The 20,685-nt window shown below is 36.5% G+C and carries 22 protein-coding genes; 17 read left to right on the plus strand and 5 right to left on the minus strand.

Features of this window, described 5'->3' with window-relative positions:
- Nucleotides 1–12: 12 nt before the first annotated feature.
- On the minus strand, nt 13–891 hold the full coding sequence (locus BFL01S_RS06530) for a PhzF family phenazine biosynthesis protein (protein ID WP_061785235.1): 879 nt from the start codon (nt 889–891) through the stop codon (nt 13–15).
- Between the two features lie 215 nt (nt 892–1,106).
- Between BFL01S_RS06530 and BFL01S_RS06535 the strand changes: the two genes are divergently transcribed.
- Both BFL01S_RS06535 and BFL01S_RS06540 read left to right on the plus strand, forming a co-directional pair.
- Nucleotides 1,107–1,391: a hypothetical protein gene (locus BFL01S_RS06535; protein WP_139109149.1), complete on the plus strand. Its 285-nt coding sequence runs from the start codon at nt 1,107–1,109 to the stop codon at nt 1,389–1,391.
- A 60-nt stretch (nt 1,392–1,451) separates the two neighbouring features.
- Nucleotides 1,452–2,585 (plus strand): NAD(P)/FAD-dependent oxidoreductase, encoded by a 1,134-nt coding sequence (locus BFL01S_RS06540; protein WP_025910509.1) that lies wholly within the window; start codon nt 1,452–1,454, stop codon nt 2,583–2,585.
- A gap of 188 nt (nt 2,586–2,773) precedes the next feature.
- Here the strand turns inward: BFL01S_RS06540 and BFL01S_RS06545 are convergent, their stop codons facing one another.
- The gene (locus tag BFL01S_RS06545; RefSeq protein WP_061785237.1) at nt 2,774–3,682 is read right to left on the minus strand and encodes a VanW family protein; all 909 of its coding nucleotides are present in this window, start codon (nt 3,680–3,682) and stop codon (nt 2,774–2,776) included.
- A 149-nt stretch (nt 3,683–3,831) separates the two neighbouring features.
- Between BFL01S_RS06545 and BFL01S_RS06550 the strand changes: the two genes are divergently transcribed.
- The 15 genes from BFL01S_RS06550 to nadE all read left to right on the plus strand — a co-directional run bounded on the left by BFL01S_RS06550 (nt 3,832) and on the right by nadE (nt 16,552).
- Nucleotides 3,832–4,665 (plus strand): hypothetical protein, encoded by an 834-nt coding sequence (locus BFL01S_RS06550; RefSeq protein WP_061785238.1) that lies wholly within the window; start codon nt 3,832–3,834, stop codon nt 4,663–4,665.
- Nucleotides 4,666–5,101: 436 nt separating this feature from the next.
- A complete protein-coding gene (locus BFL01S_RS06555) occupies nt 5,102–5,431 on the plus strand; it encodes a helix-turn-helix domain-containing protein (protein WP_025910505.1) in 330 nt (109 codons plus the stop codon).
- A gap of 691 nt (nt 5,432–6,122) precedes the next feature.
- Nucleotides 6,123–6,467: a helix-turn-helix domain-containing protein gene (locus BFL01S_RS06560; RefSeq protein WP_061785239.1), complete on the plus strand. Its 345-nt coding sequence runs from the start codon at nt 6,123–6,125 to the stop codon at nt 6,465–6,467.
- A gap of 283 nt (nt 6,468–6,750) precedes the next feature.
- Entirely contained in the window at nt 6,751–6,948 is a 198-nt protein-coding gene (locus tag BFL01S_RS06565) for a hypothetical protein (RefSeq protein WP_025910503.1), read from the plus strand.
- 84 nt (nt 6,949–7,032) lie between these two features.
- On the plus strand, nt 7,033–7,818 hold the full coding sequence (locus BFL01S_RS06570) for a hypothetical protein (RefSeq protein ID WP_025910502.1): 786 nt from the start codon (nt 7,033–7,035) through the stop codon (nt 7,816–7,818).
- Complete coding sequence (locus BFL01S_RS06575) at nt 7,818–8,084, plus strand: PqqD family protein (RefSeq protein WP_025910501.1); 267 nt, start codon at nt 7,818–7,820, stop codon at nt 8,082–8,084. Before BFL01S_RS06570 ends, BFL01S_RS06575 begins: the two co-directional genes overlap by 1 nt.
- Nucleotides 8,085–8,115: 31 nt before the next feature.
- A complete protein-coding gene (locus BFL01S_RS06580; protein ID WP_051567174.1) occupies nt 8,116–8,523 on the plus strand; it encodes a S24/S26 family peptidase in 408 nt (135 codons plus the stop codon).
- 18 nt (nt 8,524–8,541) lie between these two features.
- Entirely contained in the window at nt 8,542–10,359 is a 1,818-nt protein-coding gene (locus BFL01S_RS06585) for an ABC transporter ATP-binding protein (RefSeq protein WP_061785240.1), read from the plus strand.
- 21 nt (nt 10,360–10,380) lie between these two features.
- Nucleotides 10,381–11,382 (plus strand): nucleotidyltransferase domain-containing protein, encoded by a 1,002-nt coding sequence (locus BFL01S_RS06590; protein ID WP_061785241.1) that lies wholly within the window; start codon nt 10,381–10,383, stop codon nt 11,380–11,382.
- 213 nt (nt 11,383–11,595) lie between these two features.
- Entirely contained in the window at nt 11,596–11,988 is a 393-nt protein-coding gene (locus tag BFL01S_RS06595) for a CDI toxin immunity protein (protein ID WP_061785242.1), read from the plus strand.
- A 149-nt stretch (nt 11,989–12,137) separates the two neighbouring features.
- The gene (locus tag BFL01S_RS06600; RefSeq protein ID WP_061785243.1) at nt 12,138–12,908 is read left to right on the plus strand and encodes an NUDIX hydrolase; all 771 of its coding nucleotides are present in this window, start codon (nt 12,138–12,140) and stop codon (nt 12,906–12,908) included.
- Nucleotides 12,909–12,956: 48 nt separating this feature from the next.
- Nucleotides 12,957–13,505 carry a cysteine hydrolase family protein gene (locus BFL01S_RS06605; RefSeq protein ID WP_061785244.1) on the plus strand — a complete coding sequence of 183 codons (549 nt, stop codon included), beginning with the start codon at nt 12,957–12,959 and terminating at the stop codon, nt 13,503–13,505.
- A gap of 31 nt (nt 13,506–13,536) precedes the next feature.
- Nucleotides 13,537–15,006 (plus strand): nicotinate phosphoribosyltransferase, encoded by a 1,470-nt coding sequence (locus BFL01S_RS06610; protein ID WP_061785245.1) that lies wholly within the window; start codon nt 13,537–13,539, stop codon nt 15,004–15,006.
- 15 nt (nt 15,007–15,021) lie between these two features.
- Nucleotides 15,022–15,708 (plus strand): nicotinate (nicotinamide) nucleotide adenylyltransferase, encoded by a 687-nt coding sequence (nadD, locus tag BFL01S_RS06615; protein ID WP_025910490.1) that lies wholly within the window; start codon nt 15,022–15,024, stop codon nt 15,706–15,708.
- A gap of 25 nt (nt 15,709–15,733) precedes the next feature.
- The gene (gene nadE / locus BFL01S_RS06620) at nt 15,734–16,552 is read left to right on the plus strand and encodes an NAD(+) synthase (RefSeq protein ID WP_025910489.1); all 819 of its coding nucleotides are present in this window, start codon (nt 15,734–15,736) and stop codon (nt 16,550–16,552) included.
- 46 nt (nt 16,553–16,598) lie between these two features.
- On the opposite strand, the gene BFL01S_RS06625 is transcribed toward nadE, so the two are convergent.
- From BFL01S_RS06625 to BFL01S_RS06635, 3 genes are all read right to left on the minus strand, one after another.
- Entirely contained in the window at nt 16,599–17,921 is a 1,323-nt protein-coding gene (locus BFL01S_RS06625) for a (Fe-S)-binding protein (RefSeq protein WP_025910487.1), read from the minus strand.
- The gene (gene glcD / locus BFL01S_RS06630) at nt 17,918–19,330 is read right to left on the minus strand and encodes a glycolate oxidase subunit GlcD (RefSeq protein ID WP_061785246.1); all 1,413 of its coding nucleotides are present in this window, start codon (nt 19,328–19,330) and stop codon (nt 17,918–17,920) included. The genes BFL01S_RS06625 and glcD overlap by 4 nt, the downstream gene beginning before the upstream one ends.
- 113 nt (nt 19,331–19,443) lie before the next feature.
- A complete protein-coding gene (locus BFL01S_RS06635; RefSeq protein WP_061785247.1) occupies nt 19,444–20,532 on the minus strand; it encodes a CdaR family transcriptional regulator in 1,089 nt (362 codons plus the stop codon).
- Nucleotides 20,533–20,685 lie beyond the last annotated feature (153 nt).

Genomic DNA, 20,685 nt, shown 5'->3' on the forward strand with positions numbered 1-20,685 from the left:
TTTATTGTTTTATTAAATTAAAATAGTTTTTGTTTCTGCATAGACAGCTTCACCAGCAATTGAAATGCACAAATCACGAGAGTTTTCCACTTTAACATACACCAATCCATCCCTCTCTATTTCCAACCCTTGTTCAACAAGTAGATTCATGCTGCTGAAGGCTGAGTCGTGAACATAGGTTGCGTAGTAAGCGCCCATCACGCCTGAAGCAGTTCCTGTTACCGGGTCTTCTACTATCCCTGAATAAGGAGAAGAGAAGTGGCGCCCGTGCATATGTGCATCTTTATGAACGGTTTCAAAGCAAAAAGGATGAATAGAAGCTCTCGGAAAATCTGTTAGTAGTTGCGGGAATCTTTCCGATAAAGGCTGTATTTTTTGACAAGCAGTCAGCGATTTTAATGGCACAATTAAAGTCCAACTTCCCGTGCTTCCGTAAACAATGGGTAAATCTGAAGAAAAGTCATGTACTGTAATTCCAAGAGCACTTGCTAATTCATCTTTTGAGCCATTAAAAGGGTGAAAGCTAGGCTTTGCTTGATTCATTGTAATGAGTACCTGGTCGTTATCTTCTATTTTAATTGGTAAAATGCCAGCTTTGGTTTCAATCGTTAGTTTTTTTGAGAGCATGTTATTCGTATAGAGTGCATAAAGCGACGCAATGGTGGCATGTCCACATAAATCAACTTCCTGTCCAGGAGTAAAGTAGCGGATATGTAATTCTGCGGATGAAGATGGTAAAATAAAAGCTGTTTCACTAAATTTTGCTTTTGTTGCAATGAGCTGCATCTCATGATCTGTTAGTGAGTCAGCTTTAAAAACAACTCCTGCAGGGTTTCCCTTATGTGGTTTTCTACTAAACGCATCGTATTGATTAACTTTAATTTGTTTCATATAGTCACCTTCCTTTCTCTAGCATATCATAGTTTAATTGACTTCGAAGGCAGTAGATAAAGCAGTAGCTCGAATTTTCATTATACAAAAAATGGATTTCGGAGAGCTGTTTTATGTTACCATATGGATGATATAGTATGAAGGGGGACGCGAAAGCATGAAAAACGTAGTAGCTGCGCTTAGCATGGGAATGGGCTCAGTGGGAGTCGGGAAATTTGCAGCAAGCCATGTTTACAAGCAATAAAATCTTTAGTCAAGCCCTGTTTGCGGTCAATGGTGTATCAACAAGGTTATTATATACAGATTTAAGGATGCAAAAGGCTGGTCGCTTTTTAGAACAAGAAAATAAGTTTAAAAATAAAAAAGAAGCCGAAGTTTATCGTGACCTCATTAAAGAGCGCTATCAAACGGTTAAAGATTATTACCAAAACGAGTATGAGCGAAAAGATCAGGTTCGTAAGCAAACAAAGGAAGCAATCGATAAACGAATTAAAGAATAAAGTGGTGAAGCACCATCTTCATCAACTAATGACTAATAGAGAATAAAGGAATGTTAATAAATGAGTACATATATCGTTATCGGAGCAGGAATATTAGGAGCATCAACTGCTTATCATTTAGCCAAATCAGGAGCGGATGTAACGGTTGTAGACAAAAAGCATGATGGACAAGCAACAGATGCAGCTGCAGGAATTGTATGCCCATGGCTGTCACAGCGTCGTAATAAAGCTTGGTACCGTTTAGCTAAGTACGGTGCAAAATATTATCAAGACTTAATTGCAAGCTTAGAAGCGGATGGAGAAACAAATACAGGCTATAAAAAGGTTGGAGCGATCAGTATTCATACAGATGAAAATAAACTTGATAAAATGCAAGAGCGGGCTTACAAGCGACGTGAAGATGCGCCTGAAATTGGTGATATCAGTCGCTTGCTAGAAGATAAAACTCAACGGGAGTTTCCCTTTTTACAAAATGGCTTTCAATCTGTTCACATTAGCGGAGCTGCTCGCGTTAATGGAAGAGCATTGTGTGAAGCTCTGCTTGCAGGGGCCAAAAAACATGGAGCAAAACTCATTCATGATGAAGCCAAACTTCTATATAAAGGTAAAAAAATAAGAGGAGTTCTTACAAGTTCAGCTACTATTGAAGCAGATTATGTTATCGTTACGGCGGGAGCTTGGGCAAGAGAGCTATTTGAACCGATTGGGATTGATTTACAAGTTACGTATCAAAAAGCCCAAATTATGCATTTGCAGCTTGACGAAGAAGACACCGGTTCTTTACCTGTTGTGATGCCACCCAATGACCAATATATTCTCGCTTTTGAACAAGGTAAGATTGTAATTGGGGCAACACATGAAAACGACACGGGCTTTGATTACCGGGTAACAGCTGGTGGGGTTTATGAAGTGCTTAATAAAGCATTAGAGATAGCACCTGGATTAGCCGACGGAGCAATAGATGAAATTCGCGTAGGATTCAGACCGTTTACGCCAGGGTTCTTACCAATTATCGGGGCCGTTCCGTCACATTCAAACGTCTTTTTAGCAAATGGACTTGGAGCATCAGGTTTAACAGTAGGACCTTATTTAGGATCACAGCTTGCTAAGCTTGCGCTCGGACAAGAAATTGAGCTACCTCTTGAAGACTATTCTGTAGAAGATGCAATTCAAGCCAATAAATATATGTTCTAAATAATCATTAAGATGATACATCAGCGGATTAGACGTAATACAGTGATAAAAACTCTCCATTTTTATCTCTTATCCTAAAAAAATAAGAAAAGATAATGGAGTGGTGAAGAATGGATTGCTGTTTGCGTACAGCTCTCTCTTTACTAAAAAGATGTGTTCAATATAGCATGCAGAACACATCTTTTTACTTAGTCAACTGCTGATGGGACGAGATCTTCTTTTTGAATACTTGGTACACTTTTTGGTTCGTAGCGAAGGTCATTTGTTGAAAATAGTATAATGCTTACTGTACTTCCCTTTGCATAAGCGCGAATAAGGAGCGGTTGGTCATAGTTGTTTCGAAAATTGAAGTCAGGACCGTACCAGCTTACAGTGGCATCTCTTCCCGGTGGAACATAGTGAACCGTTTTGCTATGTGAAAATCGCTGAGTTACTTCCAATCCCGCACGATCAACGGCGTTAAACAAGGTTGAGGAAACTTGACAAATGCCACCCCCAATTCCTTCTGAAAATTCACCACGCACGATAATTTTAGCAGGAAGATAGCCTTTTTCTTTTGTTCGTTGCCCCACAGTACGATTAAACGAAAACGTTTCTCCAGGAAAAATAACTTGATTATTAATGGCTTCTGTAGCTAAAGAAATGTTGTGTGAGCGGTTTTTATTATGCGTATTAAAATAAGTATAATAATGACTAATTTGCTTGGACCGTACGGATGCTAACAGTTCGCTGTCCACTTTAGGATAAATAGCCACCTTTGGAATCTTAATGGATGGTTGTGAATGATTATAAAAGGTTCTGTAAAACTCTTCTTTAAATAATACGCTGTTAAGCTGTGAGCCAGGTTGCTCAGAAATGATGTTGCCCGCACGATCAAGCTTTGCATTAACAGGTGGTTTATACACAATAGGCTGAATTTTTTTCAATAGCATGTCGTATTTATCATCATCAATAAGTGGAACGCCTGGAATATCACTTTGAATATCTGCACGATTAATGGTTGTAATTGGTTTATTGTCATCGGTTAATAACAAATGGTCTGATACCGCAGTTGGATGAGCAACCAACATAAGACCTAACATCCAAGTTAGTTTCATACGCATTTCCCTCCCGATGTTAGTATAAGGAAGCATAACAATTTCATGTAACCGAATAAAGGTTTCTTTTAGTTATTAAGTGCCAATCATAAAATACATAAACTGTCGTATATTAATAAAGCTAAAATGTACATGAAAGAGGTTTATGTATGAACAAATATTTCATTATTTTATTGTTTATAAGTCTTATTACGCCGACTCAAGCAAGTGCAAAAGCAAAAAATCATCCTTTAACTTATTATGGCGCAGTACAAAAAGGTAAAATTATACCATGGAAAGAAGCCCAACATTTACTTCTTAAAGGCAAGAAATTTACGGTAATTGATATGGATACAGGTTTATCCTTTAACGTGCAGCGGCGAGCGGGAAACAAGCATGCAGATGTACAACCGTTAACAAGAACCGATACAGCCGTTATGAAATACATCTATGACAATCATTGGAGCTGGAATAGAAAAGCAGTTCTGATTCCTGTAAAAGAACAGCTTATAGCTGCATCGATGAATGGTATGCCACACGGGGCCGGGGCGCTAGATAACGGATTTCCAGGACATTTTTGCATTCATTTTTTAGGCAGCACTACTCATAAACGAAATCATGCTGACCCAGATCATCAAATGATGGTGTTAAAAGCCGGAGATAATCTTGAGAAATTTGTTTCTACAGCTACACCAGAACAACTCATTCAGCTTTTCTTAATTGGAGTAAAACAGCAGGATGAAACTTTGTTGAAAGCAGCAGTAGGTGAGAAGCAATTGCAGCAAATCTATTCAAAAGTCAAGAAAATTGAAGCTTTAAACTACAAAAAAGAAGAAATTGAAGAAAAAATAGAAAACAGTCCCCTTGTTGTAAAGGGAAAGGTGAAGATTTTAACCATTGCAGTTGAGAAAGGAAAGGGGCAAACTAGTTTATCAATGGAATTTGACTTAGAGAGGTCTGCGGTCAATGACCTTTGGGAAATTAAACAAGTAAATTTTAAGTAGGTCAGGAGAGGCTAGCACATAAATATTTCAATTAATAAAACAGTTAAATTGTACCTTAAAATGCTATACTTTTGATTGTATGTATTTTATACTGAAGTAAGTCAAATGGCTTATTTTAGGAGAGCTAGAAAGAGATTTTATAGTGTTGAAAGCTGAATCATCGGGTAGTATATCTTTGTGGATATTCTATTTGGGTTTATTGCTGGACTTTTTATCTATAAAAGATTGGAGATTTTGCTGCTAGGATTCTTTACTGACTTCTTAGTGGGTGGCTGTATTGTTTTATTTCGATGGTGGAAAGAAAGCGTCTGAGAATAAAAAGTAACTGTACACTCATTTAATTAATGAGGTTTTACAATTAACGTTTTGGTCATAAGTAAAATTAGAAAAAATATGTTATAATGCTTCTAATAGTAACAGCTAAGGGTGATGATAATTGGAAATTGGTCAGCGTATCAGAGAACTAAGAGGAAAAAAAGGAATGTCTTTAACGGAGCTTGCTACGCGGGCAGGAGTAGCTAAATCCTATATTTCATCGGTAGAACGAGGAATTCAGCTTAATCCATCAATTCAGTTTTTAACAAAAGTATCAACCGTATTACATGTTAGCGTCGAATCGCTTATTAATGATAGCAGTAATAAGCAAGAACCACAGTTAGACCCGGAGTGGATGGAACTAGCAAAAGAAGCGGCGCAGTCGGGTGTTAGCAAAGAACAGTTTAAGCAGTTTTTGGAGTTTCAAAAATGGCAACAAATAAAACAATGATATAATTTAGCAACTGCAGTAGCTGTTATAATATTTTCTTAACATTCAGATCCTCTATACTTCTGCAAATATTTTTCCTTGATAAATAATTCATTTCTAGATATATCATACGTATTCTTCAGTCTTAATTTTGTTCATATTGTTATTAAACGAAACAGGTATCAATTATTATAACAAAATGTAATAATTGATACCTGTTTTATAAAAGGTACATAAGGGCGCTTTTGCTTTTTAGCTTTATCTATGTAAAGATTTAATTAGTTTATAATAAACAGAGCGATTGACAATTAAAAATAAAAGTGTTAGTTTTTAATTATGTTCTTTATAAAGAACATTTGTTATTTCTGTTGCTTTCTATATTTAGTATTCACTATAAAGATGTGAAGCACAAAATTATAGGAACTTCTAAATAATTTCCTGTGCATATTGTAATGAGCGCTATATCCTATAAAAAAACTAAAAAATAACTTGTTTCGTTCTTTATAAAGAACGAAATGTTGGTATTTAAATGTTCTAGTTTGATTTCGCTGCTATCAGTGCAAAGGTATTTCATCATAGCGGTGTCAATCTGTCTATCCGTTTAAGCATTAAAAATAAAATTTACCTACTGATAGATCTTCTGCTATAAATGACTAGAAACCAGAGTTAAGGAATATAATTGAATAAATAATAAAAAGTATGAGGGATACAAATGATAGGAGAAAAAATTTATAGAATTCGTAAATCTCGAGGGCTTACACTTTCTGAGCTTGCTGAAAGAGCAAATGTATCGAAATCATATCTAAGCAATATCGAAAGAAATGTAAATCAAAATCCATCTATACAAGTTGTAGAAAAGTTAGCCGCGGTACTCGGAGTTGAATTCACAATACTAGTAGAGGCAAACTCTGAAATAGGCGAGCTTTTAGAACCGGAATGGGTAGATTTTATTAATGATTTAAAAGAAATGGGAGTAAAAAAAGAGCAGCTGAGTGAGTACAGGGAGATATTGAAATTTATCAAATGGCAAAAAGAAGAACGAGGTAATGATAAATAAAATATGATTAGTGTAGAATCAAAGAGCTTAAAGCACCTTTCCGATTGTATATATGCATATAATTCTAATAAATTAAATGAAGGTACCAACTTGTTATAGCAATAAAGAAGAGCAACTTTTTGTATAAAGTTATTTAATAGTTATATTTTTCTAAAAATGTTCTTTAAAAAGAACGAAGAATGTTTTATAATGAAAAAGAACTAGTAATCATGCTAAAGAACTGGTTAAAAAGAAATCTTTGCATGGTTTTGTTCTTAATAAAGAACAAAGAGGAGAGAAGAAGGTGCAAAATAACGTACATGAAGCGCCCAAAGTACTAAATCATCAAGCTATTCAGTTTGAAACGGCTCAAAGCTGGAATCCGGGCAAGGGAAACCGAGATCATCCTGGAACAGGAAACGATGGAATAAACTTTCCACCAGGCAACCCTAATCCACCAGGTGGTGCAGGCACGCCAGGAAAAGGTAATGGGAAGAAGTAAGAAGCTTCCTGTTAAAGTAAGGCTAGTAGTCAATGGTTTCCATTGACTGCTGTTTTAAAAGTTATGGATTGAGGAGATAAAAAAATGAAAATCATGCATACACGAATTGCTGATCATAACATTGATATATATACGGACTCCAAACGTGCTTGGGCATTTCTTAGTCAATATTTTTTCTGTTTCGAACGTAGAGAGAAAGATAGCGACCATCTTCAAATAGAAATAGAGATGGGTTATGGCGTATCTTTTACTGATTACAGTGTTGAAACAAAAGACGAGCTTGATGTCATTACTTTTAAAAGAGCAGATTATAAAATTGAAGTAGATCATGGGTATAAAAAAGCGAAAATAATGGCGTATGATGAATTAGCTTTAAAGCATGCCACAATGAATCTATACAGCGCTTTTATCGTTCACCACAACTGGGGAATTTTACTTCATTCATCCTGTGCTGTAGACAATGAGCAAGCACATATTTTTACAGGCCACTCTGGGGCTGGAAAATCAACAGCAGCACAATTGTCACAGCCTAGATTGTTATTATCTGATGAAGCGACAATAGTAAAAGTTCAAACAGGTAGCGTTATGATATATAATTCACCGTTCCGCAGTGAACTTCACGCAAAAGAGGTTGAACAACCCATTCCGCTTGCGAGTATTCAACTACTATATCAAGCACCTAGAAATGTAAGAATTCAACAAAGAAAATCCGTTGCTCTAGTGGAGTTAATTGATAAGGTTTTTTACTGGTCATATAGAAAAGAGCAGGTTTCTCAACTTATGAAGTTGTTAAAGCAAGTAGCAGATGAAGTACCAGTGTATCATCTACATTTTCAAAAAAACAATACGTTTTGGGAGTTGATTTCGTAATGAGTTGTTATATCAGAAAAGAAAATTATGAGATTGTGGAAATAGATCAAGAGTGGGTTATTTTAAACACAGATGCTTATACTGTAACAACTATTAATGAACTGGGTAAATATTGTTGGACGTTACTAAATACCCCACAAAGCAGCAGTAGCTTATATCAAGCTATTATAAATAAATATGAAACGAGTATAAATGCGTTAGAAAGTGACATAGAGTCTTTTTTACTAGAGTTAACGAGTTGTAACTTAATTGAGCATGCAAACTAAAACAGGTCAAAGTTATTTGGTGAAAAAGATTATGGAACAACAAGGGTGGATCAATATTCCCGCAATTGGAATGAGTATGTACCCAAACATTAAAGAAGGAGATTCTTGTCGATTTGTAACGTGCAATCTATCCTATTTATCAAAGGGTGATATTGTTTTATTTGAATCTCAAGAAGGAAAGCTTGTGGCACACCGGTTTATTTCTAGGAAACAAGACGACAAAGGAAGCTTTTACTTATTTAAAGGTGATACGAACTTACGTCTAGATGATGTTATTCGCCCAAGTTCAATTATTGGAAAGTTAGAAACAATTAAAAAAGGTAATCGGATAATCGAGTCTACAAGCTTCTTAAATAAACTATGGGGAAGACTAGTAGTTTCATTGCCATTTCTATCGAGATTGTTAAACATATATATTCATCGCGTTCTTGGGAAGTGAATATAGAGGTGTAAGAACATGAATGTTAAACGATTCATTGAAGGGTTAAACATTGAGCAGTACTTATCAATTAAAGATATGAAGCGCATTTTTGTATGGGTAGCCCCGTATGTTAAGCGATATAAGATAGCTTATATTGGACTGTTTGTCTTACTATTTGTAGACATAGCTGTAACCTTGGGGTTTGCCTGGTTCTTTGGAAATATAACAGATGCAGCTGTCCACAGCGATTTTGAAAAATTAAAGTGGTTTGTTTTGGTAGGAATAGGATTGTCTTTTATTAGTATCGTAACTAATTTTATTGATACATACTTAGAAGCAATTGCTATAAATGCAGTAAAAAGAGACGTGAACTTGGATTTATATAAGCGTCTCTTACTTTTAAGTGAAAAAAATATATCTAATAAGCATTCGGGAGAGCTTGTTTCACACTTTACAAACGATATTCATAAAATTGAAGGAGTCATCGGCCGGGGATTAATTAACTTAATTCGCTTTCCAGTTATATCAATTGCCGCGTTAATTTATCTAACTAATATTAGTTGGAAACTTTCATTATTTAGTCTATCAGTAGCCCCGGTTGCAATGCTAGGAGGAGCAGTTTTTGGTATCCTTCTACGAAACAACAGTCGAATTGTCAATGAGTTGATTAGTCAGATTATCAGAAAGTTGAATGATACATTTCAAGGTCTTACAATCATTCGGTCTTTTACATTGGAAAACGTCTTCTTTCAAAGCTATGGAAATAAAATTAAGGATCTTTATAACCTAGAGCTTAAAGAAACGAAGATTAAAGGCTGGTTTTATGCGGGAGGACAAGCGGTTGGTTCAACCGCATTTTTAATTAGTCTAGTAGTTGGAGCTTATTTTGTAACAAGTGATGTCATTACAATAGGTGCATTATTAACTTTTGTCAATTTAATTAATCACCTGATTTCACCACTTACAGGGTTAGCTGGTCAGTGGGCAGGCTATCAGCGTGCAATATCTGCTTTAGAACGAATTGTAGATGTATTTGAACAGCCAATAACATCAAAAGCTTTACCTACTCAGCAATCGGCTAAATATCCAGTTCATCATAGTGAAATTGAATTTCGAAATGTTTCATTCAAATATAATGAGGGTGAAGACCTTTTTAGTAATCTAAACTTGAAAGTACCAGCTGGAAAAGTGACCGCAATTGTTGGGCCAAGTGGTGGTGGCAAGTCTACATTATTTAAATTATTACAGCGTTTTTATGAACCTGATTTAGGTTGTGTATTAATTGATAGTAATCCTCTTCAAAACTTAAGTATTGAAGAAGTGAGAAACTCAATTTCCTATGTGCCGCAAGAAACATTTTTATTCAGTGACACTGTAAGAGAAAATTTAAAAATGGCAAAACCTTGCTTGACGGATGATGAGATGTATCAAGCTTCACGTCATGCTAATATCCATCAAGATATTGAAGCTTTAGCTAATGGATATGACACTGAAGTGGGAGAGCGAGGGTCTAAATTGTCAGGTGGGCAAAGACAACGTGTTGCTATTGCAAGAGCGCTTTTAAAAGATGCACCTATTCTGCTGTTAGATGAAGCAACATCTGCTTTAGATAATGAAGCGGAGCATCTTATTAAGGAATCTTTAAGTCAACTTATGAAGAATCGAACAACATTAATTATTGCTCATCGATTGTCGACCATACAGCACGCTGATTTTATTGTAGTAATGGATCAAGGAAAGATTGTACAAGTAGGTGCTCATACCGAGCTAATAAAGGAACAGGGGTTATATCGAGAGCTTCATGATAAACAATTTTTTAAAGAAGAACCTTCTCAACAACCTATCACATGTTGAGAGGAGAGAAAGGAGAGTTCAATGATTCATACATTTATACAACAAATTTACATGGACCACCCTCTTGCATATCAAAAACACGACTATCAAAAGTTACTAAATGAAATTGAGAAAGACGCCGTGTCTTCTCAAGTTTATTGCTTGCTAAAAAAATATGGAAAACTAGAAGAAATACCTTTAGATATGCGTAACAGACTTGAACAAGTTTATAAAAAAATAGTGTTTCAAAACTTAATTATTAAGAAAGAAAAAGATGATGTCTTAAAGGCACTTACAGAGTTTGGTATAGCAGTCATTGTACTTAAAGGTACTTCTTTTGCAGAACGGTACTATGGGCATATAGGTGCAAGACCAACCTCTGATATTGACGTATTAATTAAGCCAGATAATCTAGCCAAAGCAAAAGAAATCGTGATTTCTATGGGATTTAATGTTGAGAATGAGCCAATTGAAGGGCATTTTCATGTTACTTTTAGCAAATATATGCCAGGCTCTATCGTACCATTGATGGTGGAACTTCACTGGAACATTTTAAGAAGTAACACGTCTGTATTAAACATTGAAGAATTTTGGGCGGCCTCCACCCCTGAAAAAAACAATCCATATATTAGAAACTTAGACCCTCAGCATGAGTTTTATATGATTTGCTTGCATGGATGGCGACATAACTTAGACGCAGCAAAGTATTTTTTAGATATCATTCAAATGTGTGAGATTTTAAAAGGTAAAATTGATATTCCAAAAATGCTAACAGACTCCAAGCAGCACCATACAAGAAAACGTTTAGAAAAAACGCTATCTATTGTTCATCAAACATATCCTGAGTTAGAACATTTAAGTTTTTACTCGGCTATTAATCACGAAAAATACAAGCTCGACTATTATGTCCATCGTCATACTAAAGTTCCATTGATAAGATATATTGATCGTATATCACATCGTTTTTTTAACTATGATTTAATTACGTATAGCTTTAAAGAAATAAAAAAGTGGTGCATTCAAAGGTATAATAACAGCAGATAAAGTAGAGGTAGCAAAAATAAATCACTTTTTACTGCTTTTGAAGGTTTCTGCTCTATTCTTAGGTCTATCCATTCACTTTTATCAAAAAAATTCCATAAATATCATTCTATCTCATCAAAGTGAATCTGTGGAATTTATGGTACAGTTAAATTTAGATATTTTCTGAAAATGTCGGTTTTCAGACAGAGTAAGATGAGTGGATGGAGGTATACAATGAAACCATTTAAAAAATTAATTGAAGAATTAGGAAATAGAGTCGATGTTTTGACAAGTAAACAGTCGAGCATTTATTTTGAAAAATTAGTGGGGCAATTCCCCTTTACAAAAACGAATACCATTGATTGGAAACGAGTGCTAATTAAAGAAAAATGTCAGCAGGTTCAGCAGGTTATTCAATGGCTACAAACAATGAAAATTTATGAGGAACACGTTATTTTATTTTCAAAAGATTATCGTATTCCGGCTGTGCGAGTGAATTTGAAAGAAGCTTTAACAGTGGTGACAAAACTGCAAGATTGTCATTTGTTTATCTATTGCCCAACAATTGAGTATGTCATTGAGTGGGTGAAAGACAAATGCTTTACTGTCGGATTAGCTGCAAGATAACGAATAAAGAAGCATCGTCGTCCTATACGACGGTGCTTTTTTTATTATCCAAGCATAAATTCACTTCTTTTTGTTGACATTATAAAAAAAGTACGTATAATTAACATTAATCAAATTGTTAATTATAAAACTAATCAGGAGATAGAGCAATGTTAAATCATGATCAAAAAAATGTAAAAAAAGAATATCCAAAGCCATACGGATATACGGCAGATATTGCTGTGTTTACGATTGTAGCTACTGAAAAAGAAGCATATAAGCCACCAAAAATGGTGCTAAAACTAATGTTGATTCAACGAGCAATTTTAAATGCTGAAGGTGAACAAAATATAGAAGCAGGCAAATGGGCGCTTCCAGGTGGATTTGTGCACCCTGCTGAATCCGCTTATGAAGCAGCTAAGCGTGAACTAGAAGAAGAAACAGGTGTAGCTGGTATTCATATGAAGCAGTATGGAGTCTATGATAAACCTGGGAGAGACGCACGGGGATGGGTTATTTCAAATGCTCACTATGCCATTGTACCAGAAGAAATGTTAGCTAAAAGACAAGCAAATGATGATGCAGCAAACGTTGAACTTTTTGATTTAGAAGAAGTTTTTTCACTACCACTGGCATTTGATCATGCTCAAATTATTCAAGATGGAATTGCTGAAATTAAAAAAGATCTCCTTCAGACGACGGTTGCACAAAAATTTTTACCTAAAATGTTTACGTATTCCGAGCTTCAGGCTGTATTGCTTACAATTACGGATAATCCGGCAATTAGGAGTGATCAAGCATTTGCGCGTAAGATTCGAATGCTGCCTTTTATTGAAGAAGTAGAAGGACAAACAACGACTAGAACATCTAAAAAGCCAACAAAGCTATATCGGTTTATTGATGCAGATTTTGCTACATCTATCTACACAGCTAGATATTAATTAATAAACAATTTGTTTATTGTTAATTAATGATAAGGGGGAAAAGTAATGAAAGCACTTTTAAACATCGATTACACGAATGATTTTGTAGACGATAAAGGAGCTTTAACTTGTGGAGAGCCTGGACAGCAAATTGAATCAGAAATAGTTAGCTTAACTAAGCAATTTATCGATAACGGTGACTATGTGGTATTTGCAATTGATTTGCACGAAGAAAAGGATCAATACCATCCTGAAACCAAACTATATCCGCCACATAATATTAAAGGTACAAAGGGAAGAAGTTTATACGGTACGTTACAAGAGGTATATGATACGTACAAAGAAAACCAAAACACTTACTGGATGGATAAAACAAGATACAGTGCTTTTGCAGGCACAAATTTGGAAATGAAGCTTCGGGAAAGAGGAATTACTGAGGTACATCTAGTAGGCGTATGCACCGATATTTGCGTTTTGCATACTGCTGTAGACGCGTATAATAAAGGATTTAGTATCACCGTGTATGAAAAAGCGGTTGCAAGTTTTAACCAAGTAGGGCATGAATGGGCGTTAACTCATTTTAAGAATTCATTAAACGCAACGGTTATTAAATAAGTTGTGGATTGATTATTTGGAGGAAAATAGAATGACTGTGTATAAAGATGATAGCGTTATGCTGCATACGGATTTGTATCAAATTAATATGGGTGAAACGTATTGGGAAGATGGTATTCATAACAAAAAATCAGTGTTTGAGGTGTTCTTTCGCAAGCTTCCATTTGGAAACGGCTATGCAGTATTTGCGGGATTAGAACGCATTATAAACTATATTGAAAGCTTTCGTTTTTCAGAATCAGACATTACGTATTTACGTGAAGAAGTAGGGTTTAAAGAAGACTACTTAGACTTTTTAAAAGAGCTACGCTTTACAGGAAATATTCGTTCAATGGTAGAAGGGGAGCTTGTGTTTCAAAATGAGCCCATTTTACGAATTGAAGCCCCGTTAATTGAAGCCCAGCTTGTTGAAACGGCTATTTTAAACATTGTTAATTACCAAACGCTAATTGCTACAAAAGCTTCTCGCATTAAGCATGTAGTTGGAGATCAAGTAGCAATGGAATTCGGTACTCGCCGCGCTCAGGAAATGGATGCAGCAATCTGGGGAACAAGAGCGGCATATATCGGTGGATTTCAGACAACATCAAACGTGAGAGCTGGGAAAAAATTTGGTATCCCAGTAGCAGGAACCCATGCTCACTCAATGGTTCAAGCTTATAAAGATGAGTACGTAGCGTTTCACAAATACGCGCGCCGCCATAAAGACTGCGTATTCTTAGTTGATACGTATGATACCTTAAAATCAGGCGTGCCAAATGCTATTAAAGTTGCAAAAGAATTAGGAGATAAAATAAACTTTCGAGCGATTCGATTAGATAGCGGAGATTTAACATATCTTTCTAAAAAAGCACGTCAGCTTTTAGATGAAGCGGGATTTGTTGATACAAAAATTGTGGCTTCAAATGATCTCGATGAAGACACTATTATGCACTTGAAGTCTCAAGGTGCTCAAATCGATATGTGGGGTGTTGGCACAAAGCTTATTACGGCATATGACCAACCTGCATTAGGTGCTGTATACAAGCTCGTATCTATTGAAGGAGAAAACGGTGAGATGGTTGATACAATTAAAATTAGCGCTAACCCTGAAAAAGTAAGTACACCAGGCTTAAAGCGCGTATATCGTATCATCAATAAGCTGAACGGCAAATCAGAAGGTGACTACATTACCCTTGAAGGTGAAGATCCACAAAGTGAAGAACGATTAAAAATGTTCCACCCAGTGCATACATTTATTAGTAAATTTGTGACAAACTTTGAAGCAAAAGAACTTCATCAAGATATATACAAAAGTGGAGAGCTTGTGTATCAAACGCCAAACTTACAGACGATCCAACAGTATGCAGAAGATAACTTAGGGTTGCTTTGGGATGAGTATAAACGAACGCGAAATCCAGAGGAATACCCAGTTGATTTAAGTGAGAAATGCTGGGAAAACAAAGCACGTCAAATAAATGAAGTGCGTAAAAAAGTCTCATCCAAATTAAATCAAGCGTAAAAGGGGATACTGAAGATGGAAGAAAATAAGTGGAACGAACTGAAACAGTTAAATGATACGAAGCAACTCAATCAGCTTACTTCACCGGGAATAAAGATTGGAATATACGGTTCATCCTTTGATCCAATTACTAATGTGCACTTGTGGACCGCATCAACCGTAGCTCATCGTAAAAAGCTAGATTATATTATCTTTCTTCCATCTTCTAATAAACGTACAGATAAACGCTTGCAAATAACCGATGAACATCGCGTTGCCATGATTCAAAAAGCTATTTCAACTAATCCTAAATTTTTATTAGATACTCATGAATTAAATGTATTGCCAGGTTATCATTACACATACTACACAATGGATTATTTCAAAAAGCTTTTGCCAAAAGCAAATCTCTATTTCATCATGGGTGCAGACTTACTGGTTGATATTGCGGGTGGTAAATGGAAAATGTCAGAAGAACTTGTCAGCGAAAATCAGTTTATTGTCATGGCTCGAAATGGCATTGACATGTTACAAGCAATTAGTCGCTCACCACTTTTACGAAATTATGATGATGGTCGCTTTCAGCTCTTAGATAAAGGATTAGCTATGGAAATTAGCTCTACTTATATCAGAGAGGAATTCGCCAGAGGTGGAGAACCTCGCTATTTACTACCAGACGCATGCTATGACTATATTAAGAATCATCATTTATATAAAAGATAAAGTGAGAAATTGAAAGGAGCTTATTATGACAATTCAACAGCAAATTATGAAAGAGTTAAACGTTTCTCCAACAATCACTTCATCAGAAGAGGTTCGTAAACGCGTTGATTTTTTAAAAACATATGTAAAAACAGCTCACGCGAAGGGGCTTGTGTTAGGGATTAGTGGAGGTCAAGACTCAAGCTTAGCAGGAAGGCTTGCTCAGCTTGCAGTTGAAGAACTTCGTAAAGAAGGTTATGAAGCAAAATTCATCGCGGTTCGTTTGCCGTATGGAGTTCAAAAAGACGAAGACGATGCGCAAGCGTCATTGGATTTTATTAAGCCTGATGAAACGATTACATTTAACATTGAAAAAACAGTTACGTCATTTTCTCAAACTTTTAATGAAGCAGCTGGTCATGAATTGGGAGACTTTCATAAAGGAAATGTGAAAGCACGTGTTCGTATGATTGCGCAGTACGCAATTGGCGGGGAACATGGACTATTGGTAATAGGTACAGATCATGCTGCTGAAGCAGTCACAGGATTTTTCACGAAGTATGGAGACGGTGGAGCGGACGTCCTACCGTTATCTGGATTAACAAAGCGCCAAGGAAAAGAATTACTAAAAGAACTAGGTGCAGATAAGCGCTTATATGAAAAAGTTCCAACTGCAGACTTATTGGATAACAAGCCAGGCCAAGCAGACGAAACGGAATTAGGCATTAAATATGATGAGCTGGATGATTATTTAGAAGGAAAAGAAGTGGCGCCAGAAGTAGCTGAAAAGATTGAGAAGCGCTATCGAATGACTGAGCATAAGCGCCAGCTTCCGGCAACTATGTTTGATACGTGGTGGAAATAACAGAAATAGCAAAAGGAGCTCTGGTTGTAGAGCTCCTTTTTTAGGGTTATTCTTGCACGGCTTCAAGTAGTAAATCCACGAGATGAACAGCTCTTACTTTCGAGGATAATCCTTCCCTTTCAATTCCTAACTTCATTTGAAGAAGGCAGCCTGGATTAGCTGTCACAATCGTTGTAGCTTGTGTAGCCACAGCATTTTTCATTTTTGTATCGAGGATTTGCATGGACATTTCAGATTCAACGATGTTATAGATACCAGCTGATCCGCAGCAGCTATCTGCATTTTTCATTTCCCTATATTCTACGTTAGCAATGGCTTTTAAAAGCTTTCTAGGTTCACTTGATGTTTTCATGACGTTGCGCAAGTGACAAGAATCTTGATACGTAATCACTTGTTGAGGCAGTGAAAGTTTCATGTTGAAAAATTCAAGATCGACAAGAATACTGCTTATATCCTTCAGCTTTTTAGAGAACGCTTGAGCGCGCTCAGCCCAGTTAACATCATCTTTTAACAGGTGATCATAATCGATTAAAAAAGCACCACAGCCTCCTGCATTTGTGATAATATAATCTATTTTTAAATCTTCAAAGGCTTGAATATTGCGCTTCGCAAGCTGTTTCGCTCCGTCTTTTTCACCGCTGTGACCATGTAAAGCCCCGCAGCAAGCTTGATTTTTAGGAATCACAATTTCACAACCCGCAAGCTGAAGTAGCTTCATTGTAGCATCATTTGTTTTCATAAACATGGTATCCATCAAGCAACCAGAAAAAAAGGCCACTCGTTTTTTTGTTTCAACTTTTGAAAGCAAATGGGTAGGTCGATTTTTCATTTCCTTTAAAGGAGGAACAGTTGGTAATACTGTTTCCATTAACGCTAGGTTGTCTGGAAGAAGCTTTAGTATTCCGGTAGAGCGAACAATGCGTTGAAGGCCAGAACGCTGATAAAAGCTAAGTAACCCTGTCGCGTTTTGCATGCGGTTTTGATGAGGAAACAGGCCTTCAAATACCACTTTTCGAATCGTTTTTACAGGAATAGAGTGCTTTTTATTTTGATTGATAATATCTCTTGCTTCTTCAAGTAAATGTCCATAGTTGACTCCAGAAGGACATACAGGCTCACAGGCTCTACAGCCAAGGCACATGTTTAACGATTTTTCTACCTCTTCATCAGGCTCAATAACACCGTCAACTACGGCTTTCATGAGCGCAATTCTTCCTCTTGGAGAATGCGATTCTTGAAAGCCTGATTCAATATAAGTAGGGCAGGTTGGTAAGCAAAAACCACAGCGCATGCAATTTAATAGTTCATCTTCATTCATTTGTTCTTTAAATTGCTTTTGGATTTTCTCACGTTCTTTAACTGTTGTCATGTTGTAATCACCACTCGTTTTCGGGAATCTTTAGCAAAAACTTTCCCTGGGTTGAGAATGTTATTTGGGTCTAGGGAACTCTTAATGGCTTGCATTGCAGCAATTCCTTCTTTGCCCACTTTAAGCTCAAGATAAGGAGCTTTCATGACGCCAACTCCGTGTTCACCTGTAATTGTGCCTCCGAGCTCAATCGCTTTAATAAATATCTCTTCAAATGCCTTTTCAACACGCTCAATTTCTTCATGGTTTCGTACATCTGTTAAACATGTTGGATGAAGGTTACCGTCTCCAGCATGACCGAATGTACAAACTGTTAAGTTATATTTTTTAGCAATTTCATTAGTGGCCACAACCATCTTTGCAATTTCAGATCTTGGAACCGTTGCGTCTTCTAAAATAGTCGTTGGCTTTAAACGCGCTAAAGCTGATAGGGCAGACCTTCTTGCTGTGCGAAGATCATCAGCTTCTTTTTCTGAATCAGCTACCTTTACCGATACAGCATGCTCTCTTTCACAAATGGCAGCCATCTTCAGCATGTCTCGCTTCACAATGTCAATTGGTCCATCTTGTTCAATTAATAAAACAGCTTTTACATCTGTAGGAAGCCCAATTTTAGCAAAATCCTCTACGACTTTTAATGTTGGTTGATCTAAAAATTCAAGCGTAGTCGGAATAATTTTATTCGCAATAATCGTTGACACCGATTTTGCTGCGGCTTCAAGGTCTTGATAAAGAGCAAGCATCGTCATTTTTGATTCAGGCATTGGTATTAGTTTTAAGATTGCTTTTGTAATGATTCCAAGAGTTCCTTCAGAACCGACAAACAAGCGTGTTAAATCGTAGCCAGCTACGTCTTTTGCGAGCTTTCCTCCCGTCTTAATAACGTCTCCATTTGCGAGTACAACCTCAAGCCCTAACACATAGTCGCGCGTAACGCCATATTTAAGACCGCGAAGCCCTCCTGAGTTTTCGTTGATATTTCCCCCGATTGTAGAAATTTTCATCGAGCTTGGATCTGGAGGATAAAACAGACCTCTTTCTTCTACTTGGTGGATGAAATCTAAGGTAATGACGCCTGGTTCAACTGTAGCAGTTAGGTTTTCTTCATCAATTTCTAACACTTGATTTAGATGTTTAAACAAAAGAACGATACCACCTTCAGTTGGACAGGTTCCTGCGCATAAGTTTGTGCCCGACCCTCTAGGTACAATCGGAATTTTATATTCATTACATAGTTTTACAATAGCTGCTACTTCTTCAGTGTTATTGGGCGCAATAACGGCATCAGGCAGTGATTGGAATTGAGGTGTAGCATCGTAGGAGTAAACGAGTCGACCGGCTTTTGAGTCATCATAATTATGGGCGCCGACAATGTCTTCAAAGGATTTCTTGAGTTCAATAGGTATCATGGTTATAGCTCCTTTTAAGTAAACGAATTCTTACTTTTATAATAAGAAATAGAAGAAGGATTAACTATGGTTAATCCTCTAAAGTGTAGCAGTTATTTATGCGGTATCGTTGGTTATTCATCTAAAAACAAAAAAGCGAGGTGAAAAATGAGCAAGTCCTCGGTATGGCGAAGGTTTAGTCCAGTTAATTCTTCGACTCGCTTTATTCGATAGTGTAGCGTGTTGATATGAATGTGCAGTGCATCTGCCGTAGCTTTGAAGGCTTGATTTTGCCTTAAAAACGTTTTAACAGTTTTTATTAATTCTTGATCATTCATAACCTGGGAAATGGTTCTGCGAATAAATTCAACCTTTGTTTCTTTTTTTATATCTTTTAACAACATTTCAAGACGAAGGTCATCATCAAATATAATAGCTCCGGATTTTTTTGCAGTACTCAAAGCTCGTTCCGCTTCGTGAAAAGATTGATGAACCATTCTAGGAGAAGCAGGTTGTCCAATTCCAATTGAAGCGTTTACTTGATATCGAGTTTTGAAATGGCGGCTAATTTGCTTAGCAAAGTGAAGCGTACGTTCCTTTGTCTTTTGGTCAGCTTGTAAAATAATAAAGCGGTCGTTTCCCCAGCGAACAAACACATCTTTGTTGTCCTGACTAAAGTTCTCCATAAGATCTTTTAACATTTTGTTATTCATTACGTCTGAACAGTGACCGATTAAAACTTGTCGTTCAATTGAAAGATCGATACCAATCAATTCCGCTTGGTGGATAAATTCTTCACTCCAATCGGATTTTTGGACCCAATCGAATACAAACGCTTCAAGTGCTCGCGCTTGCCATTCAAGCTGCTCGGAATAGTAGCGTTCATTCATCATTAGTTCAGTCATTCTTTTTAAAATTTCGGCATAAGCGGATACGCGTTCTGGGTTACCGGTAATACCAATTACACCAGCAATTTGATTTTGAAAAAGGATTGGAAGATTAATTCCCGCTTTGACGCCTTTTAAAGGAGCTTGATTTTCTTGAGTAATAATGAACTTTTGCTTTTTTTGCGTGCAAATGAGAGCTCCTTCATGAAATGTATTTACTCGGTTTTTATCCGTGCTGGCGATGATCATGCCAGACGTATCGGCTACAATTAAATCTTCATGAATTAGATGATTGATTTCTGAAATGATGCTATCTGCTAAAGATGCTATCATCATACATGTTCCCCCGTTCTGTTTCTATCACTAGTGTAGCATAGTGGGAGTGAAGAGCTAGTAGTGAAAAGCATAGGCTTTAAATAGAAAGATAAGGAAGTAAGTCGTCTGGATTCTAACAAGAATACTTCACCTTTCTCATAATCTTGAAAACAA

Source organism: Priestia flexa NBRC 15715 (genome assembly GCF_001591565.1).
In the GTDB taxonomy this organism is placed as follows: domain Bacteria; phylum Bacillota; class Bacilli; order Bacillales; family Bacillaceae_H; genus Priestia; species Priestia flexa.

Coding starts and splice junctions, on each gene's coding strand:
- BFL01S_RS06560 (WP_061785239.1), top strand. CDS start 6,123: ATGATAGGAGAAAAAATTTATAGAATTCGTAAATCTCGAGGGCTTACA.
- BFL01S_RS06590 (WP_061785241.1), top strand. CDS start 10,381: ATGATTCATACATTTATACAACAAATTTACATGGACCACCCTCTTGCA.
- BFL01S_RS06530 (WP_061785235.1), bottom strand. CDS start 891: ATGAAACAAATTAAAGTTAATCAATACGATGCGTTTAGTAGAAAACCA.
- nadE (WP_025910489.1), top strand. CDS start 15,734: ATGACAATTCAACAGCAAATTATGAAAGAGTTAAACGTTTCTCCAACA.
- BFL01S_RS06585 (WP_061785240.1), top strand. CDS start 8,542: ATGAATGTTAAACGATTCATTGAAGGGTTAAACATTGAGCAGTACTTA.
- BFL01S_RS06610 (WP_061785245.1), top strand. CDS start 13,537: ATGACTGTGTATAAAGATGATAGCGTTATGCTGCATACGGATTTGTAT.
- BFL01S_RS06580 (WP_051567174.1), top strand. CDS start 8,116: ATGGAACAACAAGGGTGGATCAATATTCCCGCAATTGGAATGAGTATG.
- BFL01S_RS06600 (WP_061785243.1), top strand. CDS start 12,138: ATGTTAAATCATGATCAAAAAAATGTAAAAAAAGAATATCCAAAGCCA.
- BFL01S_RS06575 (WP_025910501.1), top strand. CDS start 7,818: ATGAGTTGTTATATCAGAAAAGAAAATTATGAGATTGTGGAAATAGAT.
- nadD (WP_025910490.1), top strand. CDS start 15,022: ATGGAAGAAAATAAGTGGAACGAACTGAAACAGTTAAATGATACGAAG.
- BFL01S_RS06605 (WP_061785244.1), top strand. CDS start 12,957: ATGAAAGCACTTTTAAACATCGATTACACGAATGATTTTGTAGACGAT.
- glcD (WP_061785246.1), bottom strand. CDS start 19,330: ATGATACCTATTGAACTCAAGAAATCCTTTGAAGACATTGTCGGCGCC.
- BFL01S_RS06550 (WP_061785238.1), top strand. CDS start 3,832: ATGAACAAATATTTCATTATTTTATTGTTTATAAGTCTTATTACGCCG.
- BFL01S_RS06625 (WP_025910487.1), bottom strand. CDS start 17,921: ATGACAACAGTTAAAGAACGTGAGAAAATCCAAAAGCAATTTAAAGAA.
- BFL01S_RS06595 (WP_061785242.1), top strand. CDS start 11,596: ATGAAACCATTTAAAAAATTAATTGAAGAATTAGGAAATAGAGTCGAT.
- BFL01S_RS06570 (WP_025910502.1), top strand. CDS start 7,033: ATGAAAATCATGCATACACGAATTGCTGATCATAACATTGATATATAT.
- BFL01S_RS06545 (WP_061785237.1), bottom strand. CDS start 3,682: ATGAAACTAACTTGGATGTTAGGTCTTATGTTGGTTGCTCATCCAACT.
- BFL01S_RS06635 (WP_061785247.1), bottom strand. CDS start 20,532: ATGATGATAGCATCTTTAGCAGATAGCATCATTTCAGAAATCAATCAT.
- BFL01S_RS06540 (WP_025910509.1), top strand. CDS start 1,452: ATGAGTACATATATCGTTATCGGAGCAGGAATATTAGGAGCATCAACT.